The 20409-nt window shown below is 65.3% G+C and carries 18 protein-coding genes; 10 read left to right on the top strand and 8 right to left on the bottom strand.

What is annotated here, in order from left to right; genetic code table 11:
• Positions 1–107: 107 nt before the first annotated feature.
• Complete coding sequence (locus AO057_RS10785; RefSeq protein ID WP_057675758.1) at positions 108–815, top strand: hypothetical protein; 708 nt, start codon at positions 108–110, stop codon at positions 813–815.
• Here AO057_RS10785 and AO057_RS10780 read toward each other — a convergent pair.
• On the bottom strand, positions 793–1629 hold the full coding sequence (locus tag AO057_RS10780) for a M12 family metallopeptidase (RefSeq protein WP_057675756.1): 837 nt from the start codon (positions 1627–1629) through the stop codon (positions 793–795). The two genes, AO057_RS10785 and AO057_RS10780, sit on opposite strands and share 23 nt — an antisense overlap.
• A 175-nt stretch (positions 1630–1804) precedes the next feature.
• Here AO057_RS10780 and AO057_RS10775 point away from each other — a divergent pair, with 175 nt between their 5' ends.
• Together AO057_RS10775 and AO057_RS10770 are read left to right on the top strand one after the other, a co-directional pair.
• A complete protein-coding gene (locus AO057_RS10775) occupies positions 1805–2509 on the top strand; it encodes a glutathione S-transferase N-terminal domain-containing protein (RefSeq protein ID WP_057675754.1) in 705 nt (234 codons plus the stop codon).
• A 187-nt stretch (positions 2510–2696) separates the two neighbouring features.
• Positions 2697–2990, top strand: a complete 294-nt coding sequence (locus AO057_RS10770) for a TusE/DsrC/DsvC family sulfur relay protein (RefSeq protein ID WP_057675752.1) — start codon at positions 2697–2699, stop codon at positions 2988–2990.
• A gap of 37 nt (positions 2991–3027) precedes the next feature.
• Here AO057_RS10770 and AO057_RS10765 read toward each other — a convergent pair whose 3' ends face one another.
• Complete coding sequence (locus tag AO057_RS10765; RefSeq protein ID WP_057675751.1) at positions 3028–3960, bottom strand: histone deacetylase family protein; 933 nt, start codon at positions 3958–3960, stop codon at positions 3028–3030.
• Between the two features lie 953 nt (positions 3961–4913).
• Between AO057_RS10765 and AO057_RS17810 the strand changes: the two genes are divergently transcribed.
• A complete protein-coding gene (locus AO057_RS17810; protein ID WP_168163366.1) occupies positions 4914–6377 on the top strand; it encodes an alpha/beta hydrolase in 1464 nt (487 codons plus the stop codon).
• A gap of 132 nt (positions 6378–6509) precedes the next feature.
• Here AO057_RS17810 and AO057_RS10755 read toward each other — a convergent pair whose 3' ends face one another.
• The 5 genes from AO057_RS10755 to AO057_RS10735 all read right to left on the bottom strand — a co-directional run bounded on the left by AO057_RS10755 (position 6510) and on the right by AO057_RS10735 (position 9870).
• Positions 6510–6734 carry a hypothetical protein gene (locus AO057_RS10755; protein ID WP_057675746.1) on the bottom strand — a complete coding sequence of 75 codons (225 nt, stop codon included), beginning with the start codon at positions 6732–6734 and terminating at the stop codon, positions 6510–6512.
• Between the two features lie 187 nt (positions 6735–6921).
• Complete coding sequence (locus AO057_RS10750; protein ID WP_057675744.1) at positions 6922–7281, bottom strand: hypothetical protein; 360 nt, start codon at positions 7279–7281, stop codon at positions 6922–6924.
• Between the two features lie 182 nt (positions 7282–7463).
• Entirely contained in the window at positions 7464–8885 is a 1422-nt protein-coding gene (locus tag AO057_RS10745; RefSeq protein ID WP_057675743.1) for a sensor histidine kinase, read from the bottom strand.
• Positions 8882–9562: a response regulator transcription factor gene (locus tag AO057_RS10740; RefSeq protein WP_057675741.1), complete on the bottom strand. Its 681-nt coding sequence runs from the start codon at positions 9560–9562 to the stop codon at positions 8882–8884. Before AO057_RS10740 ends, AO057_RS10745 begins: the two co-directional genes overlap by 4 nt.
• Positions 9562–9870: a PepSY domain-containing protein gene (locus AO057_RS10735; protein WP_057675739.1), complete on the bottom strand. Its 309-nt coding sequence runs from the start codon at positions 9868–9870 to the stop codon at positions 9562–9564. The genes AO057_RS10740 and AO057_RS10735 overlap by 1 nt, the downstream gene beginning before the upstream one ends.
• A 157-nt stretch (positions 9871–10027) precedes the next feature.
• Between AO057_RS10735 and AO057_RS10730 the strand changes: the two genes are divergently transcribed.
• The 5 genes from AO057_RS10730 (at position 10028) to AO057_RS10710 (ending at position 12529) form a co-directional block, all read left to right on the top strand.
• Entirely contained in the window at positions 10028–10435 is a 408-nt protein-coding gene (locus tag AO057_RS10730; protein ID WP_057677259.1) for a DUF1924 domain-containing protein, read from the top strand.
• 18 nt (positions 10436–10453) lie between these two features.
• Positions 10454–10978 (top strand): diheme cytochrome c, encoded by a 525-nt coding sequence (locus AO057_RS10725; protein ID WP_057675737.1) that lies wholly within the window; start codon positions 10454–10456, stop codon positions 10976–10978.
• Positions 10979–11001: 23 nt separating this feature from the next.
• Positions 11002–11751, top strand: a complete 750-nt coding sequence (locus AO057_RS10720) for a cytochrome b/b6 domain-containing protein (RefSeq protein ID WP_057675735.1) — start codon at positions 11002–11004, stop codon at positions 11749–11751.
• Between the two features lie 155 nt (positions 11752–11906).
• The gene (locus AO057_RS10715; RefSeq protein ID WP_057675733.1) at positions 11907–12131 is read left to right on the top strand and encodes an AbrB/MazE/SpoVT family DNA-binding domain-containing protein; all 225 of its coding nucleotides are present in this window, start codon (positions 11907–11909) and stop codon (positions 12129–12131) included.
• Positions 12131–12529: a type II toxin-antitoxin system death-on-curing family toxin gene (locus tag AO057_RS10710; RefSeq protein ID WP_057677258.1), complete on the top strand. Its 399-nt coding sequence runs from the start codon at positions 12131–12133 to the stop codon at positions 12527–12529. Before AO057_RS10715 ends, AO057_RS10710 begins: the two co-directional genes overlap by 1 nt.
• A gap of 114 nt (positions 12530–12643) precedes the next feature.
• Here the strand turns inward: AO057_RS10710 and clpB are convergent, their stop codons facing one another.
• A complete protein-coding gene (clpB, locus tag AO057_RS10705; protein ID WP_057675731.1) occupies positions 12644–15238 on the bottom strand; it encodes an ATP-dependent chaperone ClpB in 2595 nt (864 codons plus the stop codon).
• Positions 15239–15474: 236 nt separating this feature from the next.
• Here clpB and AO057_RS10700 point away from each other — a divergent pair.
• On the top strand, positions 15475–20409 hold a 4935-nt coding region (locus tag AO057_RS10700), incomplete at its 3' end, for an alpha-2-macroglobulin family protein (protein WP_205630018.1).

The raw sequence follows: 20409 nt of genomic DNA, 5'->3' as shown, positions 1-20409 counted from the left end.
AAACACGCCGAGTTGCGGCCGAGTGTCTTACAGCGTGCGCGCAGTGAACATGGTGTTAACCCGCGTGCCCGATAGATTTCAACTAAGAATCCGGTAGCCAAATTCCGATGAACCTGTCCCCGCACCCCCACTGGCTGGCCCGCAGCATCGGCTCGGCCACCCTCACGCCCGCCCTGCTGGTGGTCCTGGTGGGTTTCACGCTCTGGGCACTGGGCCGGGACTCCGCTATGTTGGGTAGCGCACAGACATGGCTGATCGCACTGACCCTGCTCGCCGTGGCCGCCGGCTGCGCCGCGCTGGCCTGGGTGCGCCCGCAGCGCGCCGGCCTCTCGCCGCCGCACGTCATGCTCTCCCTGGGGTTCGGCGGCATGCTGCTGGGCCTGTTGTGGGACGTGCTGCAGACCGGCCCCGCGCGGCTGGAAAGCCTGTGCAGCCAGTCGGCGACCCTGGGCTTTTATGACAGCCTGCTGCTGCACATCGAATTCCTGCCCGGCATGCACGCCGGCATGCTGGCCGGTGGCCTGCTGGCCATCCCCAGCCTGCGCGTGCTGCGCCCGCACTGCGGCCGTTACCTCTGTTCACTGCTCGCGCAGAACCTCATGTGTTCGGGCTGGATGCTGATCGGCATGACGGCCGGCGCCGTCTGGCTGGCGCGATGGCAGCTGGGCAGCAGCACCAGCACGCTCAGCGGCATGCTGGGCGGCATGTTCGTGGGCATGACCTGGGGCATGGTGCTCAGCGTGGCGCTGTATCGCGGCTTCTTTGCCTGGCGCCAGCGGGCGGCACCGCCCCTCAACGCGGATACATCTGCCTGATCATCGCCCGGTCGGTCGCCGACAGCTGGGCGTTCTGGTTGGTCGGCCCGCGGCCATCGGCAAACAGCTCCCCGTCGAACGCGTACAGCATGATGGACTTCGGGTCGAACCGGGTCGCCTTGATCCCCTTGGGCGAATACTTGAACAACACGTTGTCGCGGATCCCTTCTTCGTCCCAGTAATTGGGCGGGCCCTTGAAATACTTCATCACCGCGGCCTTCTCCCACTTGCGCTCGAAGGTGGGCGACTGGTGCTCATGGATGCAGCCCAGCGCGTGCCCGAACTCATGCAGGATCACGGCGCGGTCTTCCACGGGGTCGGAATCGTCACGCACCCAGCCGAAGTTCATGGTGGGCTGATGCAGCGGGAAATAGCTGGCGTTGAGCGCGTCGCGCCCCACGGCGGACCAGGAGCCATCGTCGGCGTAGAAAGAGATGCGCACCTCGGCCGGCCCCTTGGCCATGAACTTCAGCTTCACGTTGGCGTGCTTCTCCCACTCCTTCGCCTGGGTCCGCACTTTCTTCTGCATCTTCGCGCTGCCGTCCAGGAAGCGGCAGCGCAAGTTGCATCCCGGCGGCCACTTCTTCGAGGTCATCACGGCCATGCGGGCCACTTGCCCGACCGCGTCCGCCCCCAGCTTCTTCGCCCCGCCCGCCGCGGCCACCAGTTCGCCGCGCAGCGCCCGGCGGACATGCCGCTCCGGGTCGAGTGCGTCGGGAATGATGCGTTCGAAGCAGATGTGCGCGCGTCGCACCACAGCCTGCAGGGGCACGCCCTCCGTGGATGCGGTGGCGTTCTTTCTTTTCTGGGCCATGTCGTTCCTCCTTGGGGTTCCCCGGGCTCGCGGCCAGGGGCTGCCCGCAGTATGTGAACGTGCCCGCCACCTGTCAATATGCGCGGGCGAGCCGCCATCAGGCCAGGGCCGCCCCCTGCACGGACGGCGCATCTGGGCTAAAGTCAGCGGCACATTCCACTCACCGCTGCAGCCCATGAACCGACTCGCCGACTTCCCCATCACCCGCAAGTGGCCCGCCCAGCACCCTGAGCGCCTGCAGCTCTACTCGCTGCCCACGCCCAACGGCGTGAAGGTGTCCATCATGCTGGAAGAAACCGGCCTGCCCTACGAGGTGCATCTGGTGAACTTCGGCTCGAACGACCAGCTCTCGCCCGAGTTCATGAGCCTGAACCCCAACAACAAGATCCCGGCCATCATCGACCCCAACGGCCCGGGCGGTAAACCGCTGGCCCTGTTCGAGTCCGGTGCCATCCTGGTCTACCTGGCGGCCAAGACCGGCCAGTTGATGCCGGCCGACGACGCGGGCAAGTACGAGACGCTGCAGTGGCTGATGTTCCAGATGGGCGGCATCGGCCCCATGTTCGGCCAGCTCGGTTTCTTCCACAAGTTCGCCGGCAAGGACTATGAAGACAAGCGCCCACGCGACCGTTACGTGGCCGAGTCGCGCCGCCTGCTCAATGTGCTGAACCAGCACCTCAAGGGCCGCGACTGGATCATGGGCCGGCAGTACAGCATTGCCGACATCGCCACCTTCCCCTGGGTGCGCAACCTGCTCGGTTTCTACGAAGCCGGCGATCTGGTGGGCGCCAAGGACTTCCCCGAAGTCACGCGCGTGCTGGCGGCCTTCGTGGCACGGCCGGCCGTTCAGCGCGGCCTGAACATCCCCAAGCGCGACTGAGCTGATGGGCCGGTCCGCTGCGGTCGGCGCCGGCAGCAACAACGCTGCTGCGACCAGGGACATTGCGCTTTTTTGGGGTCAGGGGCGCAATCCCCATTAAAGTGAACCCCGCCTCCATGCCGTCACGCAGGCAGCGCTGCTGCCTGCGTAACCCTACTTCAACACAATTCCAGAAAGGAGCCATGAGATGGATATTCCCGAGCGCGATGGCGATGGTTATCTGACCGACATGAACGCCTGGACCCAGGACATTGGCGTGGCCATGGCCGAAGTCGACGGTTATGAACTCGACGACACCAAATGGACCCAGATCCTGAAGGCCCGCGAGTATTACGATGAATTCGGCAGCGTGCCCCCGATCCGCAAGTTCGCCAAGTACTTGGGCGAAGATCAGAGCGACATCTTCAAACGCTGGATGACCGGGCCGATGAAACCGATCACCAAGTACGGCGGCCTGCCCAAGCCCACGGGCTGCGTCTGATGCTCTTCGTGCCGGCGCGTGCCGGCAGCCCCCGCGCCTAACGCCCCATCAGCGCCTGCACGTGCGCGGCCGTGCCGCTGGCCAGGCCTTCGAGGCTGTAGCCGCCTTCGAGCACCGAGACCACACGCCCCTGGGCCGTCTCGTCGGCCACCTTCATCAGCTCGCGCGTGATCCAGTGGTAGTCCTCGTCGGTGAACTTCAGGCCGCCCAGCGGGTCCAGGTGGTGGGCGTCGAAACCAGCCGAGATGATGAGCAGCTCGGGCGCGAACTCGCGCAGTGCGGGCAGCAGCACGTCCGTCATGGCCGCGCGAAAGGCGGCCGAGCCCGTGCCGCGCGGGAAAGGCACGTTGACGATGTTGTGGGCCACGCCCGTCTCATGCTTCGCACCCGTGCCCGGGTAGAACTGCCCCTGGTGGCAGGAGCCGTAGAACAGGTCCGGGTCGTCGTAGAAGCTGTTCTGCGTGCCGTTGCCGTGGTGCACGTCGAAGTCCACCACCGCCACGCGCTGCAGGCCATGCTGCGCGCGCGCGTGCAGGGCCGCAATGGCCGCCTGGTTGAACACACAGAAACCCATGGCCTCACCGGCCTCGGCATGGTGGCCGCAGGGGCGCGTGGCGCAGAAGACGTTTTTCGCCTCTTTCTTCACCACGTCGTCCACGCCCGCGCAGGCCGCGCCCACGCAACGCATCACCGCCTCCAGCGTGCCGGGCGACATGATGGTGTCGCCCGCGTCCAGGGCGCGGTAGCCCTGCTCGGGCGCCATCTCCTTCACGGTCTCCACGTAGTCGGGTGTGTGCACGTGCAGCACCTGCTCGAAGGTGCCCAGGGGCGCATCGCGCCAGACAGCATCGGCAAAGGCCGGGGTCTTCAGCGCGGCCAGCACGGCTTCCAGGCGCTCGGGGGATTCGGGATGGTGCGGACCGGGCTTGTGGTTGAAGCAGGCTTCGTGGGTGTAGATCAGGGTGCTCATGTTTTTTGGTCTCTGCTCAATATCAATGTCTTACAGCCGCGCTGCACGGGACTTCACTATTCAAAATTTGATGATTTAACGGCGATAGCTCGCAAAACCTCATTCACAAATTTGACAGAAGAATTCATCTATCAGAAGATGTCACATCACATGCCGCATGGAATGCGGTATGCACATTGATTTCGTTTCGCGCACGAAATTCGAACTCACCACGGACAGAACATAAAGCATACGGGCGACTCGTTCAAATTGCAGGGAAGGCTCGCAAAATGATGTCACACTTTTTGCTTCGCAAATTAGTCATCACAGGAATCTGCCTTGCTCTAGGCGGTTGTAGTTCTTTATCTGGAAGCGCTCCAGCTCCAGCTCCAGCTCCAGCTCCAGCTCCAGCTCCAGCTCCAGCTCCAGCTCCAGCTCCAGCTCCAGCTCCAGCTCCAGCTCCAGCTCCAGCTCCAGCTCCAGCTCCAGCTCCAGCTCCAGCTCCAGCTCCAGCTCCAGCTCCAGCTCCAGCTCCAGCTCCAGCTCCAGCTCCAGCTCCAGCTCCAGCTCCAGCTCCAGCTCCAGCTCCAGCTCCAGCTCCAGCTCCAGCTCCAGCTCCAGCTCCAGCTCCAGCTCCAGCTCCAGCTCCAGCTCCAGCTCCAGCTCCAGCTCCAGCTCCAGCTCCAGCTCCAGCTCCAGCTCCAGCTCCAGCTCCAGCTCCAGCTCCAGCTCCAGCTCCAGCTCCAGCTCCAGCTCCAGCTCCAGCTCCAGCTCCAGCTCCAGCTCCAGCTCCAGCTCCAGCTCCAGCTCCAGCTCCAGCTCCAGCTCCAGCTCCAGCTCCAGCTCCAGCTCCAGCTCCAGCTCCAGCTCCAGCTCCAGCTCCAGCTCCAGCTCCAGCTCCAGCTCCAGCTCCAGCTCCAGCTCCAGCTCCAGCTCCAGCTCCAGCTCCAGCTCCAGCTCCAGCTCCAGTGGCGATGAAATTCACCTTCGCAGCGGACATGTTCTTCGCCGCGAACAGTAAGAACTTACGACCTGAAGGCATAGCTCAGCTCGACTTGTTAACTCAGAAGATGGCCGACTTGAAGCTGGAGGCCATCATCGCTACGGGCCACGTTGATGCCAACGAAGTTTCAGGCAGTGCACAAAGAATGCGTTTGTCGGTAGACAGAGCCGAAGCAGTCAAACGTTACCTGATATTCCGAGGAGTTCAGAGCAATTTAGTATTTGTTGATGGCAAAGGCGCGACACAACCCATCACTAGCGGCCCGGCGGATAAAGATCGGTTCAAAAATCGACGCGTAGAACTAGAGATCGTCGGCACACGAATAAAGAGCGCCGCCACACCTGAAGAGTTGGCGCCCCCAAAAGGGGTCGTTGCTGTGCTGTTTGCAACTACTCGGAAGAAATCCGGCGACAACGATCCATACCGGTACTTCACGTCAGATGAATCAACAGAAGTAGACCTACTCACTCGAGGTCGTGTTTTTGTGAGCATCCCCCCTGATCGTAGAAAGGGAGAAATCTCAGAGCCTGGGTTCTTCATGGCAACACTCGAGAAAATCACCAGCAGCAGCGCAGCAAGTTTTCTTGGGATGACACCGGTCAAAGCCGCGAACCCCAAAACAGACTTCGCATTTGCCGGAGCCGTTGAGGAATTCAATCCTGAACAATTTCAAAAAACCCTCAGAAATTCTCTTGACCGAACCGATAGCAAACAAGCCATCGTTTATGTTCACGGGTTCGCCAACAGCTTCAAGGATGCAGCATTTAGAACAGCACAGTTCACCTACGACTTGTCTGACGAATCCTATGTCGTAGTGCCGGTCCTATTCAGTTGGCCCTCTGATCCTGCTGGCTTCAATTACATCGGTGCTACTGACAGATTGTGGTCTGCAGGCAAACAACTCGCAATTTTCTTAAAAGAACTGACCGATAACACCGGAGTGGGAAAGATTCACATCATTGCCCATAGCAAAGGAGCACAGGTGCTTGGGATAGCGTTAGATCAACTGCGCGCCCCGAACCTGCTCGCAGATTCAGGCAAGGACGCATCCCTCGTTCCGCTGTTTAATCAGATTATTTTGGCCGCGCCTGACATTCGCGCGGCTGATTTCGAGGCGTTGGTGATGCCCGCCGTAGCAAGCCACCACAGAATTACCAACTATGTATCGTCTAACGATGCAGCACTACGGATGTCCAAAAAAGCCAATTCTGGCGAGCGTGCTGGCGATTCTGGACAAGGACTACGTTTGGTCGCTGGAGTTGAGACTATCGACGTCTCATCTGTTAATTATCGACCTGGCGGTCATTCAAGCTTCGCAGATTCCCTTAGCGTGCTATCCGACATCCGACAGTTACTCAAGGGAATACCTCCAGAAAAAAGAGGACTGCAGCATATAAAGCGAAAAAATCTAGGGTTCTGGATCCTCCCAAAGTAGCGTCCAAGAATCCTTCATTTCGGCAACGACCGGTAAGCCTCTGCAAAGCTAGATCTACTCATGGATCACGATTGGCTCCCCATCAATCCCAATCACGTCCCCGGCTCCAAACGGCTTCAGAGTGCTTACTCTTCATTCCTCCAAGTCACCCCACCCACTAACCTTGCTGAACAGCACCTCGCCCGTCGGGACGTGGATGACACGCACCACACCGCCCGGCGGGTCCGTGATGCTCTTGGCGGCCAGGGACACGGCCAGCTCCCGGCTGGCCAGCAAGGAACCATCGCGCACGTTGGTGCGGGGCAGCGATGCCACGATGGGGGAGGAGCTTTCGATCTTGTAGGGCAAGGTGTGCATGGCAAGCTCTCATGGATGGGTTCACGCTCGAAAAAGATAGCTTCCCATGGGAGTTTTACAAGCGTATGTGCAAAGCCCCAAAACTTCTCATCGAGATGTAAGTCCTGAGACGAATTGCCTATCGCCTGTCACGGCGCTGCCATGTGGGCGTTACGCTTCGAAGCATCAAAACCCCACCCCTGCCCTCTCAAGGCGAGTCCGGGGACCGCACGAGGACGACCCCGCGCGCCTCGGCGTTGACCCGCAGCTGGCAACTGTCGCTCACTTCCCGCCCTTGCAGGCTGTTGCAGCGCCAGAGGGCTTCGGCGTGTTCGGCCTGCACCTCCTGCCGCAACTCGCTTTTCTGCAGGGAGCCGCGCACGACCTGGTAAAAAACCAGCAGCATGGCCACCAGCGCCAGGATGGCCACGACCAGGGGCCAAAGCCGCGGCCGGCCCTTGACTGCCAGGCGGTCTTCCTCGGCCTCCTGCAGCAGATCGAGCCGCAGCGCGGCAGCACCCGCGATTCTGAGGCTCGACGCTGTGGCATCGGAGAAGTGGGGATCCATGGGCAACTCTCGTGTCAGCCCGCGCAGCACGAACCGTGGACCCAATGTACAGTGCTTCGGCCACCTTGTGGGGCCGCCCAGCAAGATGGCAGGGCATGAGCCATGGCGCTTTAACAGAGCCAAGCTGCCTGCTGCGCAAGCCAGAAGCACGTTTCTCTTTGTCGCCCCAGTTATGGGGCCCCTCAGGCGCAGTAACCGGGCAGCGTCAGCTCCGCCCTGAGCCCGCCCCGGCCGGCAAGACCCAGCCGCACCTCGCCTTGGTAAAGACCGGCCAGTTCCCGCGCGATGTCCAGGCCCAGGCCGGTGCCGGGGGTGCGCTCGTCGGCGCGCACGCCGCGCTCGAAGACCCGGCTGCGCTCGGCTTCGCTGAGGCCGGGGCCATCGTCTTCGATGCTGATGCGCAGCTGGCCGTCGGCATGGCCGGCGGTGATCTGCACCTGGCAACGCGCCCACTTGCAGGCGTTGTCCAGCAGGTTGCCCAGCATTTCCTGCAGGTCCTGCGACTCGCCGGCGAATTGCAGGCCGGCCGGCAGCGGCGCCACGGTGATGAGCAACTCTGGCCGGTCTTCGCGCCGGGCGTGGACCTTGCGCATGACACGCACCAGCCCTTCCACCACGGGCGCCACCTCGGTGCGCAAGCCGGTTATGCCGGCGCCGGACGCACGGGCGCGGCCCAGGTGCCAGTCCACCTGATGGCGGATGCTGGCCACCTGCTCCTGCAGCTGGCTGGCCCAGGCGCTGCGCTCCGAAGTCTGGTCCGTGGCCAGGTTGCCCAAAACGGCCAGCGGGGTCTTGATGGCATGGGCCAGGTTACCTGCCATCTGGCGCGCGCGCTTGACGACCTGTTCGTTCTGGTCGAGCACGTGGTTGAAGTCCTGCACCAGGGGATCGACCTCGGCGGGGAAGGCGCCGCTCAAACGTTGCTCGCGGCCCTGGCGGATGGACAGCACGGCCGCCTGCAGCTTGCGCAGTGGCAAGAGGCCCAGGCTCACCTGCGCCCAGGCCGCGAGCAGCAAGGCCATGCCCAGCACCGAGAGCGAGAGCGCCAGCTGGCGCGAGAAGCTGGCCACGGCGCTCTCCAGCTCGGCCCTGTCGGCGGCCACGGTGAGGCGCCAGCCCGGTGTGGCCTGAGCGGCGCTGCCCTGGTCTGCGGTGACGAATTGCACGCGGCGCTCCAGCGCCAGCAGGCCCTGCCCGTCGGGCCCCGGAATCTGGTGATGATGCAGCTCGCCACGGCCCAGATCATCGGGGGGCAAGGCCAGTTCGCTGTCCCACAGGGAACGCGAGCGCAGCAGCGGGCGGGCGGGTGACGGTGCGGCGCCGGCCGGGTCCAGGGCCTCGATCTGCCAGTACAGGCCCGAGTAAGGTGTGTGCCAGCGTGGGTCGCTCAGGGGCATCTTGAGTTGCGGGCGTTGCTGTGCGTCGGGCTCCAGCGCGGCGGTGAGCTGGTCCAGCTGGCGCAGCAGCTGGGTGTCGAACTGCGCGGTGACATGCGTGCGAAACAGGCTGGAGATCAGCAGGCCCGCGCCCAGCAGTGCCAGGGCCACCGCCACCAGGGTCAGGCCCAGCAGGCGCCAGCGCAGGGAGCGTGCCCAGGCCTTCATGCGGCTGCGGCCGGGCTGGCCGGTACGTTGAGGCGGTAGCCCAGGCCGCGCACGGTTTCGATCATGGCGGCGGGCAGCTTCTTGCGCAGGCGCGCGACGAAGACCTCGATGGTGTTGGAGTCGCGCTCGAAGTCCTGCGCGTAGAGATGCTCGGTGAGCACCGTGCGCGAGACCAGCTCGTTGGGGTGGTGCATGAGGTAGGACAGGAGCTTGAACTCCTGCGCGGTCAGGTTCACGGGCTGGCCGTCCAGCGTGACCCGGCCGCTGCGCGTGTCCAGCGCCAGTGGGCCGCAGGCCAGCAGCGCGGAGGACAGGCCGCTGGCGCGGCGGATCAGGGCGCGCACCCGGGCCAGCAGCTCTTCGGTATGGAAGGGTTTGGTGAGGTAGTCGTCGGCGCCGGCGTCGATGCCGACCACCTTCTCGTGCCACTGGTCGCGCGCGGTGAGGATGAGCACCGGCGCGCTCATGCCTTCGCTGCGCCAGCGCTTGAGCACGCTCAGGCCGTCGAGCACGGGCAGGCCCAGGTCGAGCACCACGGCGTCGTAGGCCTGCACGCCGCCCTGGACCCAGGCGTCGCGGCCGTTGTCGGCCTGGTCCACGGCGTAACCGGCATCCAGCAGCACCTGGCGCAATTGCGCGGCCAGCGTGGCTTCGTCTTCGACCAGCAGCACGCGCATCAGTGTCTGCCCTCGCGCCGTTTGATGAGCTCGGCGGTCTTGGCGTCGACCTTCAGCCTGAGCAGGCTGCCGCCGCTTTGCAGGATCTTGAGTTCGTAGATCCAGAGGCCCTTCTCGCGTTCCAGCTCCACCTCCAGCACGTTGCCGGGGTGGTCCCGGGCCACGCGCTCCAGCACCACGTGCAGGGGCAGCACTTCGCCGGCCCGCAGGGCAGCGCGGGCGCGGTCGTGGTCGCCGTCGGCCAGGCTGGCCAGCGGCGTCAGGGCCGCGGCGGCAAGCAGGGTGGCGATGGCGAGGGTGGTGCGCATGGGGGGATGACCTGATGGGGGATCTTATTCCCGTGATGCCCTCATTCTGCGCAGCGAAGCTGAACGGCAGATGAACGACGGCTTCAGCCTGGGTACAGGCAGCGGGGCGCACCATCAACGCCATCCCGAAACCACCCACAAGAAACAGGAGTTGCCCATGAAGAAATTGCAAAACGGGTCTGCCGCCGTCGGGCTGGCGCTGATGTTGATGCTGCAGCCGGCCCAGGCGGCGGACACCAGCATGGCGCAGGAGCTGGCCCGCTGGAACGCGGCAGCTGGTTCACCCGGCAACGCGGCCCGGGGCCAGGTCTTTTTCGGCAGCAAGCACGGCGGCGACTGGTCTTGCGCCTCCTGCCACGGCACGCCGCCCACTGGCCAGGGCAAACACGCCAGCACGGGCAAGACCATCGCCCCGCTGGCGCCGGCCTTCAACCCGCAGGCCTTCACCGACAGCGCCAAGGTGGACAAGTGGCTGCGCCGCAATTGCAAGGACGTGCTGAGCCGCGAATGCACGGCCGCCGAGAAGGCCGACGTGCTGGCCTACCTGGCCAGCCTGAAACCCTGAGCCCGCTGGAGCAACACCATGCAAGCCCCAACGCAAACCCGAACACTCAAGCGCACCCTGCCGGCCCTGGCCCTGCTGCTGGGCCTGACCACCGCCGCCTTGGCCGACAGCGGAAACCTGAACCCGCGCCAGATGCTGCCGAGCTACCAGCAGGAATGCGCGGCCTGCCACCTGGCCTACCCGCCGGGCCTGCTGCCGGCGCGCTCCTGGGGCCGCATCATGAACGGCCTGGACCAGCACTACGGCACCGACGCCTCGCTCGACGCGGCCACGGTGCAGCAGATCGGCCAGTGGCTGCAGGCCAAGGCCGGCACCACCAAGCGCGTGAGCGCGGAGCCGCCACAGGACCGTATCACCGAATCAGCCTGGTTCCTGCGCAAGCACCGCAAGCTGGACGCGCCCGTGTGGCAACACGCCAGCGTCAAGAGCGCGGCCAACTGCGCGGCCTGCCACACCCGCGCCGAGCAGGGCAGCTTTGACGAGAGCCAACTTCAATTCCCCCGCGGCCTGGACGCGCGCTACCGCCGCGCCTTCCAGGACTGATGAACCCGAACCGGAGTGACCTCATGAACACCACCTCCCCCCACACCACCCTAGCCGGCACCACGCCACGCCAGGCCATCGCAAGCCGCCGTGTCATCGACGCGCCCACCCGCATGTTCCACTGGCTGTTTGCCCTGTGCTTCGTGGGGGCCTACCTCACGGCCGACGGCGAGCGCCTGCGCCTGGTGCACGTCGTGCTGGGTTACAGCATGGCCGGCCTGCTGGTCTTTCGTGTGCTCTACGGCCTGTTCGGCCCGCGACAGGCGCGCCTGTCCCTGCTCTGGGGCAAGGTGGCAGCCGCGCCGGCCTGGCTGCGCAGCGTGAAGGCGGCCTGGTCTGGCAGGGGCCAGACCACTGCGCCGGTGAACTGGCGCCAGGGCCAGTACCTGGCCATGGCGATGACCGTGGTCGCCCTGCTGGCCGTGGTGCTGCCGCTCACGCTGAGCGGCTACGCGGCCTTTCACGAATGGGGCGGCGAGTGGCTCGAAGAGATCCATGAAGCGATGGGTGAATTCATGCTCGGTCTGGTGCTGGGCCACCTGGCCTTCCTGCTGGCCCTGAGCGTCTTGCGCCGCAAAAACCAGGCCACGCCCATGCTCACCGGCCGCATGGAAGGCAAGGGGCCGGACCTGGCCAAGCGCAACCACGCCTGGCTGGCCATGCTGCTGCTGGCTGGCGTGCTCTCCTACTGGGCCTGGGAATGGCAGCAGGCACCCAACACCGCGTTGAACCAGGTCAACTGCAGCAGGGATCGGCACGCCGATGACTGCTGAGGGTCCTGATTTCCTCAGTGTCTACTCGCGCTGCGTGAGCGAGTCGGGCATCAACCCGCGCCATCTGGTGCTCGAAATCACGCAAGAGGTTTTTGCAGCTTGACGCCCGCACAACACCTCGCTAGTATTACATTCGTAATAACAAGCAGATCACCATGCACACGCTCAAACTGACCCAGATCGGCAACTCCGTGGGAGCCATCTTTCCCAAGGAGTTGCTCGCCAGCTTGCGCCTGGAAAAGGGCGACGAGTTCTATGTGACGGAAACGCCCGACGGTCTGCGCATCACGCCGCACAACCCTGAATTTGAAGCGCAGATGCGCCTGAGCCGCGACGTCATGAAAGAGCGCCGAGCCGTCCTGCGCGAACTGGCCAAGTGATGACCTGGCGCTGGCTTGACGCTGCGGTCCTGACCGCCGTGCACGACATGCAATTGGCGGAACATGGCGGCGGAACCGGCATACGCGATGCGGGTATGTTTGAATCAGCCCTGGCCAAACCCAGGCAGCTGGCGGTTTACGGCAAGCCGGATGTGTCAGCACTGGCGGCCGCTTATGGCTATGGCATCGCCCGCAACCACCCCTATGTGGATGGCAACAAGCGCACCGCATTTGTCGCCACCGAACTTTTCTTGCGGCTCAATGGCTGGCAACTCATGGCTACAGACGCCGACTGCGTACTCACCATGCTGGGCGTGGCGGCCGGCGATCTGAGCGAAGAGCAGTTCGCCGACTGGGTTCGCCAGCATGTTGAACCGCGCCCAGGCGGCAAGCCCTGAGACCGGTAGCCAGGCCATCCCCCGGATCGCCGACGGTACAAGACAGAAACCCCGCCTCCTGCGCACGCAAGAGGCGGGGTTTCACTTTCCCGCTTCAGCCAGCCCGCCTGTCGCTCAGACCTTGTCGAAGCTGAACTGCCCCGGGTTCTTGATGGGGTCCACGTCCACGGCAATGACGTCCTTGGGCGCGAACCTGCCTTCCAGCAGAAGCTTCGAGAGCGGGTTCTCGATGCGCTGCTGGATGGCGCGCTTGAGCGGCCGGGCGCCGAACACGGGGTCGAAGCCCACCTTGGCCAGTTCGGCCAGGGCCTTCTCGGACACCTTGAGCGCCAGCTCCATCTTGCCCAGGCGGTCCTGCAGGGCCTGCAGCTGGATGCCGGCGATGCTGGTGATGTGCTCGGCGTCGAGGGCGTGGAAGACCACGGTCTCGTCGATGCGGTTGAGGAACTCGGGGCGGAAGTGGTTCTTCAGCTCGCCCCAGACCGCGTCCTTCACGTCTTCATACGGCTCGCCCACCATGGCCTGGATCAGGTGCGAACCGATGTTGCTGGTCATCACGATGACGGTGTTCTTGAAGTCCACGGTGCGACCCTGGCCGTCGGTCAGGCGGCCGTCGTCCAGCACCTGCAGCAGCACGTTGAACACGTCCGGGTGGGCCTTCTCCACCTCGTCGAGCAGCAGCACGCTGTAGGGCTTGCGGCGCACGGCCTCGGTCAGGTAACCACCCTCCTCGTAACCCACGTAACCCGGGGGCGCGCCGATCAGGCGAGCCACGGAATGTTTCTCCATGAATTCGCTCATGTCGATGCGCACCAGATGGTCCACGCTGTCGAACAGGAAGCCGGCCAGCGCCTTGCACAGCTCGGTCTTGCCCACGCCGGTGGGGCCGAGGAACAGGAAGGAGCCCGTCGGGCGGTTCGGGTCGGACAGGCCCGAGCGTGAACGGCGGATGGCGTTGGCCACGGCCGAGATGGCTTCGTCCTGGCCGACCACGCGCTCGTGCAGTTTCGTTTCCATCTGCAAGAGCTTGTCTTTCTCACCCTGCATCATCTTGGCCACGGGGATGCCGGTGGCGCGGCTCACCACCTCGGCAATTTCCTCGGCGCCCACCTGCGTGCGCAGCAGGCGCGGCGCGCTGCCCTCACCCTGCCCCTGTTCGCGGGCCTGGGCTTCCTTGAGCAGTTTCTCCAGCTCGGGCAGCTTGCCGTACTGCAGCTCGGACACCTTGGCGAAATCGCCCTTGCGGGTCAACTCGCCGATCTGCACCTTGAGCTTCTCGATGTCTTCACGCACGTGCTGGCTGCCCTGGGCCTGGGCCTTTTCGGCTTTCCAGATTTCGTCGTAGTCGGCGATCTCCTTCTGCAGCTTGCCGATTTCTTCCTGGATCAGTTCCAGGCGTTTTTGCGAAGCCTCGTCCTTTTCCTTTTTCATGGCCTCGCGCTCGATCTGCAGCTGGATCAGGCGGCGGTCGAGTTTGTCCATGACTTCGGGCTTGGAGTCGATCTCGATCTTGATCTTGGCCGCGGCCTCGTCGATCAGGTCGATGGCCTTGTCGGGCAGGAAGCGGTCGGTGATGTAACGATGGCTCAGCTCGGCCGCGGCCACGATGGCCGGGTCGGTGATGTCCACGCCGTGGTGCACTTCGTATTTCTCCTGCAGGCCGCGCAGGATGGCGATGGTCTGCTCCACCGTGGGCTCGCCCACCAGCACCTTCTGGAAACGGCGCTCCAGCGCGGCGTCCTTCTCGATGTACTTGCGGTATTCGTCCAGCGTGGTGGCGCCGATGCAGTGCAGTTCACCCCGCGCCAGCGCGGGCTTGAGCATGTTGCCGGCATCAATGGCGCCCTCGGCCTTGCCCGCGCCCACCATGGTGTGCAGCTCGTCGATGAAGAGAATGATGCGGCCTTCGTCCTGCGAGACTTCCTTCAGCACGGCTTTCAGGCGTTCCTCGAACTCGCCGCGGTACTTCGCGCCGGCCAGCAGGCCCGCCATGTCCAGCACCAGCACGCGCTTGTCGCGCAGGGTCTCGGGTACTTCGCCGTTGACGATGCGCTGGGCCAGGCCCTCGACGATGGCGGTCTTGCCCACGCCGGGCTCGCCGATCAGCACGGGGTTGTTCTTGCTGCGGCGCTGCAGCACCTGGATGGCACGGCGGATCTCGTCGTCACGGCCGATCACCGGGTCCAGCTTGCCGGCGCGGGCACGTTCGGTCAGGTCCAGGGTGTATTTCTTGAGAGCTTCGCGTTGACCCTCGGCCTCCGGGTTGTCCACGGACTGGCCGCCGCGCACGGCGTCCACGGCGGCTTCCAGCGCCTTGCGGGTCAGGCCGTTGGCCTTGGCCAGGTGACCGATGTCACCCTTGTTGTCGGCGGCGGCCAGCAAAAAGAGTTCGCTGGCGACGTACTGGTCGCCGCGCTTGATGGACTCTTTCTCGGCGGCCTGCAAGAGGCTGACCAGGTCACGGCCGACCTGCACCTGCTCCTGGCCCTCCACTTGCGGCAGTTTCTTGACGGCGGCCTCGGCACCGGCCAGCAGGCCGGCCACGTTGACGCCGGCGCGGGCCAGCAGGGCCTTGGGGCCGTCCTGCTGGCGCAGCATGGCCACCAGCAGGTGGGCCGGTTCGATGTAGGCGTGGTCGTTGCCCAGGGCCAGCGTCTGCGCTTCGCCCAGGGCTTCCTGGAATTTGGTGGTGAGTTTGTCGATCCGCATGAAATCCTCCGGTTGCAGCCCAGCTTTGGGTGCGTTGACTGAATTTCAAGGGCTGGGGCCGGGAATGATTTTGACGGATATCAAAACCAGAGCAAGGAGCCGCAAAACCTTGGCCTAGAATGACCCCGCGACGGCTCCCCGGCTTCGTTGATCCATGGTACGGAGCGGGGTGTCGCACTTCATACAAGCGCCGCGGCCTGCGCCAGCGGAAACAGAAAACGGTGAAGGGAGGAAACATGTCTGGATCGAAGTTCGTGCGCGCGCTCGCGCTGGTGGGCCTGGTGGTACTCGGACTTGCCGCCTGCAACCGGGGCCCCGGCTCCTCCCTCAAGATCACCCCGCAAGACCCGGCCTGGAGCCGGATCATCAACTCGCACAGCGCGGGCCTGCTTTCGCGCAAGGACAAGATCCGTGTGGTCTTCTCGGGCGACGTGGTCTCCGCGGACCGGGTCGGGCAGAGCGCCACCCGGCATCTGGCGGCCTATCCGGCCATCAAGGGCAACGCGGTCTTCGCCAGCACGCGCGAGATCGTGCTGGCGCCGGAACAGGACCTGGAGTCGGGCCGGGACTACCGCCTGACGGTCAAGCCGGCCGGCCTGCAGGGCGTGGACGCCGGCGTGAAGGACTACGAGTTCGTGGTGCAGACCCAGCCGCGGCAGTTCGAAGTGCAGATGGCCGGCCTGGCCACCGACCTGAAGCACGAGGGCCGCATGCAGCTGCGCGGCACCGTGGTGACGGCCGACGTGGAAGCGGCGGTCGACGTGCAGAAGGTGCTCAAGGCCCGCTTCCAGGGCCAGCCGCTGGCCGTGGAATGGCAGCCCGCCCCGGACGCCCGGCGGCACGAGTTCACCGTCACGGGCATCGAGCGGCAGCAGACCGCGCACGAGCTCTCCATCGAATGGGCCGGCCAGAGCCTGGCGCAGAACACCACGGGCCAGAGCCAGATCGAGATCCCGGCGCGCAACCAGTTCAAGGTGCTGCAGGCGCGGGCCGTGCAGAACGACAACGAACAGTACGTGCAGCTCACCTTCTCCGAGCCGCTGGACGCGCGCCAGAACCTGCGCGGCCTGGTGGAGCTGAGCTCCGGCCGGTCGACCCACCGCGTCGAGAACAACGTGATCAAGGTCTATCCCGAAAACGGCGCCGAAGGCGAGGTGCAGGTGACGGTGGCCGCCGGCCTGCGCACGGCCCGGGGCGACCGGCTGCTCTCCGGCTTCCAGCAGGCGCTGACCTTTGCCAGCATCAAGCCGCAGGTGCGTTTTGTGGGCAAGGGCGTGATCCTGCCCGAGAACAAGGTGCTCAGCGTGCCGATCGAGGCGGTGAACGCGCGCTCGGTGCGCGTGACGGCCTTCCGCATCTACGACAACAACGTGGGTCAGTTCCTGCAAGTCAACAAGCTCGACGGCCAGCAGGAGCTGGGCCGCGTGGGCCGCTACCTCTGGCGCAAGACCATCACGCTGCCCGCCACGCAGGCCAACCGCTGGGGCCGCTACGCGCTGGACGTGACCGAACTCTTCGACAAGAACCCGGGCGGGCTGTTCCGCCTGACGGTCTCGATCGGCCGCGCCGACTCGACCTACGCCTGCCCCGGCACCGACGCCGACGCCGAAGAGGCGACCATGGAGTCGCCGCTGGTGAACGAGGAGGACTTCGGTCAGCGCGAAGCCAGCAGCTGGGACTTTGCCGAGCAGTACTACGGCGAGGGCGAGCAGGAGGGCTGGCACGAGCGCGAGAACCCCTGCAAGAAGAGCTACTACCGGTTTTCTGAGCGCACGCGCGCCGCGCGCAACCTGCTGGCGTCGAACATCGGCCTGCTGGCCAAGCGCGACCAGAACGGCAAGATGCTGGTGGTGACCACCGACCTGCGCACGGCCCAGCCGCTGGCGGGCGTGAAGGTCACGGCCATGAACTTCCAGAACCAGCCGGTGGTGAGCGAGGTATCCAACGGCGAAGGCCTGATCCACTTCAACCTCAAGACCGCGCCTTTTTTCCTGCTGGCCGACAAGGGCGGACAGAAGGGTTACCTCAAGGTTGCGCAGGGCACGGCCCTGCCGACCAGCCACTTCGACGTGGGCGGCGAGAAGGTCAGCGCCGGCCTGAAGGGCCATATCTACGGCGAGCGCGGCGTCTGGCGCCCGGGCGACGACATCTTCCTCACCTTCGTGCTGCAGGACAGCCACAAGACCCTGCCGGCCAACCACCCGGTCACGATGGAACTGCGCAACCCGCAGGGCCAGCTGGTGCAGACGCTGACCAACACCGCCCCGGTGGGCGGCTTCTACAAGTTCGCCATGAAGACGGCGGACGGCGCACCCACCGGCGACTGGACGGCCAAGGCCATCCTGGGCGGCACCAGCTTCAGCCGCAGCGTGAAGATCGAGACGGTGATGCCCAACCGGCTCAAGATCGACCTGGACGTGGGCGCCGGCAAGCTGGCGGGCAGCACGCCCCTGAAGGGCCAGCTGGCCGCCCAGTGGCTGACCGGCGCCACGGCCGCCGGCCTGAAGGCCGAGGTGAAGATGCGCCTGAACCGCACGGCCACGCGCTTCGAGCGCTACGCCGACTTCGCCTTCGACGACCCGGCACGCGAATTCAACGCCGAGCCCGAAACCATCTTCGAGGGTGAACTCGACAACGATGGCAAGACCACGTTCGAACACGCGGGCAGTTCTGCCAAGGAGGCGCCGGGCATGCTGAGTGCCACGCTGACCACGCGCGTGTTCGAGCCGGGCGGCGCCTTCAGCATCAACCGGCAGACGGCGCCCTACTCGCCCTTCGACCGCTACATTGGCATGAAACTGCCCAAGGGCGACGTGGCGCGCAACATGCTGCTGACCGACAAGCAGCACACGGTGGAGATCGCCAGCGTGCTGGCCGACGGCAAGCCGGCGGCAGTGCGCAACATCGAGGTCACGCTCTACAAGGTGGAGTGGAAGTGGTGGTGGGACAAGTCCGGCGATTCGCTGGCGCAGTACGCCTCGGCCTCCAGCAACCGGGTACTCAAGAAGGACACCATCACCACCGCAGCCAACGGCCAGGGCACGTGGAACTTCGAGATCAAGTACCCGCAGTGGGGCCGTTACCTGGTGCGCGCCTGCGACCTGGACGGCGGCCACTGCACCGGGCAGACCTTCTACATCGACTGGCCGGCCTGGGCCGGTCGCGCCCAGGAGCAGTCCGGGCCGGGCGCCAGCGTGCTGACCTTCAACGCCGACAAGGAGCAGTACGTGGTGGGCGACAAGGCGGTGGTCCAGTTGCCCGAGGCCAGCCAGGGCCGCGCGCTAGTGACGGTGGAGAGCGGCAGCGCCATCATCGAGGCGCGCTGGATCGAGTTCCAGAAGGGAGCGACGCGCTTCGAGGTGCCGATCACACGCGCCATGGCGCCCAATGTCTACGTCAGCGTGACGCTGATCCAGCCGCACGCGGAGAAGAAGAACGACCGGCCGATCCGCCTGTACGGGGTGATCCCGCTGCTGGTGACGGACCCGCAGACGCGGATCAAGCCGCAGATTGCGGCGGCCGAGGAATGGAAACCCGAGTCGCGCGTGGCGGTGGATGTCTCCGAGGCCTCGGGCCGCGAAATGACCTACACCCTGGCCGTGGTGGACGAGGGCCTGCTGGGCCTGACCAACTTCAAGACGCCCGAGCTGCACGAGCAGTTCTACAAGCGCGAGGCGCTGGGCGTGACCACCTGGGACCTGTTCGACGACGTGGCCGGCGCCTACGGCGCCGAACTGGAACGCCTGCTGGCCCTGGGCGGCAGCGATGCCGGCAAGGCTGAGGAGGCCAAGAACCGCAAGCGCTTCCCGCCGGTGGTCAAGTACCTCGGGCCATTCAGGCTCAAGGCCGGCGAGAAACGCCGCCACGAGCTGACGCTGCCGCCCTATGTGGGCGCGGTGCGTGCCATGGTGGTGGCCGGCGAGGCCGGGGCCTATGGCTCGGCCGAGAAGTCGGTCTACGTGCGCCAGCCGCTGATGATCCTGCCCACGCTGCCGCGTGTGGTGGGGCCTTGGGAGGACATCACGGTACCGGTGTCGGTCTTCGCCATGGACCCGTCGATCAAGGAAGTCACGCTCAAGCTGGAGGCCGATTCGCGCTTCCAGCTGATCGGGGGCGACACGGTCAAGATCCAGTTCAGCCGGCCCGAGGAGAAGCTGGGCCAGCTGCGCATCAAGACCCAGCCGCGCCTGGGCAAGGGACGGCTGCGCTTCATCGCCACCAGCGGCGCACACCGCGCGCAGGCGGACGTGCACCTGGAGGTGCGCAGCCCCAACCCGGCCACGACGCGTGCGCAGACCAAGATGATCGCCCCGGGCGAGACCTGGGAGAAGATCGTCGCGCCGCACGGCCTGCCGGGTACCAACACGGTGACGCTGGAGATGTCGGCGGTGCCGCCGCTGAACCTGGAGCAGCGGCTGAACTACCTGATCCGCTACCCGCACGGCTGCATCGAGCAGATCACCTCGGCCGCCTTCCCGCAGCTTTTCCTGCCCTCGCTGCTCAAGCTGGAGGATGCGCGCAAGAAGGAGATCGAGGCCAATGTGCTGGCGGCGATCGACCGGCTGCGCGGCTTCCAGCTGCCCAACGGCTCCTTCGCCTACTGGCCGGGTGACTTCGGCGGTTTCAGCGGCTTCGATACGCGCAACGCCTGGTCCACCAACTACGCGGGCCACTTCCTGGTGGAAGCCGGCAAGCAGGGTTACACGGTGCCCTCGTCCATGCAGAGCGAATGGGTGCGCTTCCAGAAGCAGGCCGCACAGACCTGGAGTGGCAGCAGCGGCACACCCGCGCTCGACCAGGCCTACCGCCTCTACACCCTGGCCCTGGCCGGCCAGCCCGAAGTGGGCGCCATGAACCGCCTGCGCGAATCGGCCAACCTGCCCTCGACGACGCTCTGGATGCTGGCCGCGGCCTACAAGCTGGCCGGCATGACCGATGCCGCCAACGACATCGTCAAGGCCGACCGCCTGATGCTGCAGGATTACGCCGCGCCCGACGGCACCTTCGGCTCGCGCCTGCGTGACAGCGCCATCGTGCTGACCGGCATGGTGACGCTGGGCCAGAGCGAACGCGCCCGCCCGCTGGTGGACGACATCTCGGCCCAGCTGAGCAACGACAGCTGGCACAGCACGCAGTCGGTGGCCTATGCACTGATGGCCATGTCGCGCTAC

Origin of the sequence: Curvibacter sp. PAE-UM (assembly GCF_001432305.1) — a bacterium.
Lineage (GTDB): Bacteria > Pseudomonadota > Gammaproteobacteria > Burkholderiales > Burkholderiaceae_C > Hylemonella.
Note: the sequence above shows the minus strand (reverse complement) of the source record. Positions and strands in the feature narration are given on the sequence as shown.

Excerpts from the sequence above, each read along its gene's own strand:
- AO057_RS10740 (WP_057675741.1), bottom strand. The coding sequence starts at position 9,562 with ATGCGCGTGCTGCTGGTCGAAGACGAAGCCACGCTGGCCGCGCAATTG.
- AO057_RS10730 (WP_057677259.1), top strand. The coding sequence starts at position 10,028 with ATGAAGAAATTGCAAAACGGGTCTGCCGCCGTCGGGCTGGCGCTGATG.
- AO057_RS10715 (WP_057675733.1), top strand. The coding sequence starts at position 11,907 with ATGCACACGCTCAAACTGACCCAGATCGGCAACTCCGTGGGAGCCATC.
- AO057_RS10755 (WP_057675746.1), bottom strand. The coding sequence starts at position 6,734 with ATGCACACCTTGCCCTACAAGATCGAAAGCTCCTCCCCCATCGTGGCA.
- AO057_RS10780 (WP_057675756.1), bottom strand. The coding sequence starts at position 1,629 with ATGGCCCAGAAAAGAAAGAACGCCACCGCATCCACGGAGGGCGTGCCC.
- AO057_RS10725 (WP_057675737.1), top strand. The coding sequence starts at position 10,454 with ATGCAAGCCCCAACGCAAACCCGAACACTCAAGCGCACCCTGCCGGCC.
- AO057_RS17810 (WP_168163366.1), top strand. The coding sequence starts at position 4,914 with ATGAAATTCACCTTCGCAGCGGACATGTTCTTCGCCGCGAACAGTAAG.
- AO057_RS10710 (WP_057677258.1), top strand. The coding sequence starts at position 12,131 with ATGACCTGGCGCTGGCTTGACGCTGCGGTCCTGACCGCCGTGCACGAC.
- AO057_RS10765 (WP_057675751.1), bottom strand. The coding sequence starts at position 3,960 with ATGAGCACCCTGATCTACACCCACGAAGCCTGCTTCAACCACAAGCCC.
- AO057_RS10770 (WP_057675752.1), top strand. The coding sequence starts at position 2,697 with ATGGATATTCCCGAGCGCGATGGCGATGGTTATCTGACCGACATGAAC.
- AO057_RS10735 (WP_057675739.1), bottom strand. The coding sequence starts at position 9,870 with ATGCGCACCACCCTCGCCATCGCCACCCTGCTTGCCGCCGCGGCCCTG.
- AO057_RS10785 (WP_057675758.1), top strand. The coding sequence starts at position 108 with ATGAACCTGTCCCCGCACCCCCACTGGCTGGCCCGCAGCATCGGCTCG.
- AO057_RS10720 (WP_057675735.1), top strand. The coding sequence starts at position 11,002 with ATGAACACCACCTCCCCCCACACCACCCTAGCCGGCACCACGCCACGC.
- AO057_RS10745 (WP_057675743.1), bottom strand. The coding sequence starts at position 8,885 with ATGAAGGCCTGGGCACGCTCCCTGCGCTGGCGCCTGCTGGGCCTGACC.
- clpB (WP_057675731.1), bottom strand. The coding sequence starts at position 15,238 with ATGCGGATCGACAAACTCACCACCAAATTCCAGGAAGCCCTGGGCGAA.
- AO057_RS10750 (WP_057675744.1), bottom strand. The coding sequence starts at position 7,281 with ATGGATCCCCACTTCTCCGATGCCACAGCGTCGAGCCTCAGAATCGCG.
- AO057_RS10775 (WP_057675754.1), top strand. The coding sequence starts at position 1,805 with ATGAACCGACTCGCCGACTTCCCCATCACCCGCAAGTGGCCCGCCCAG.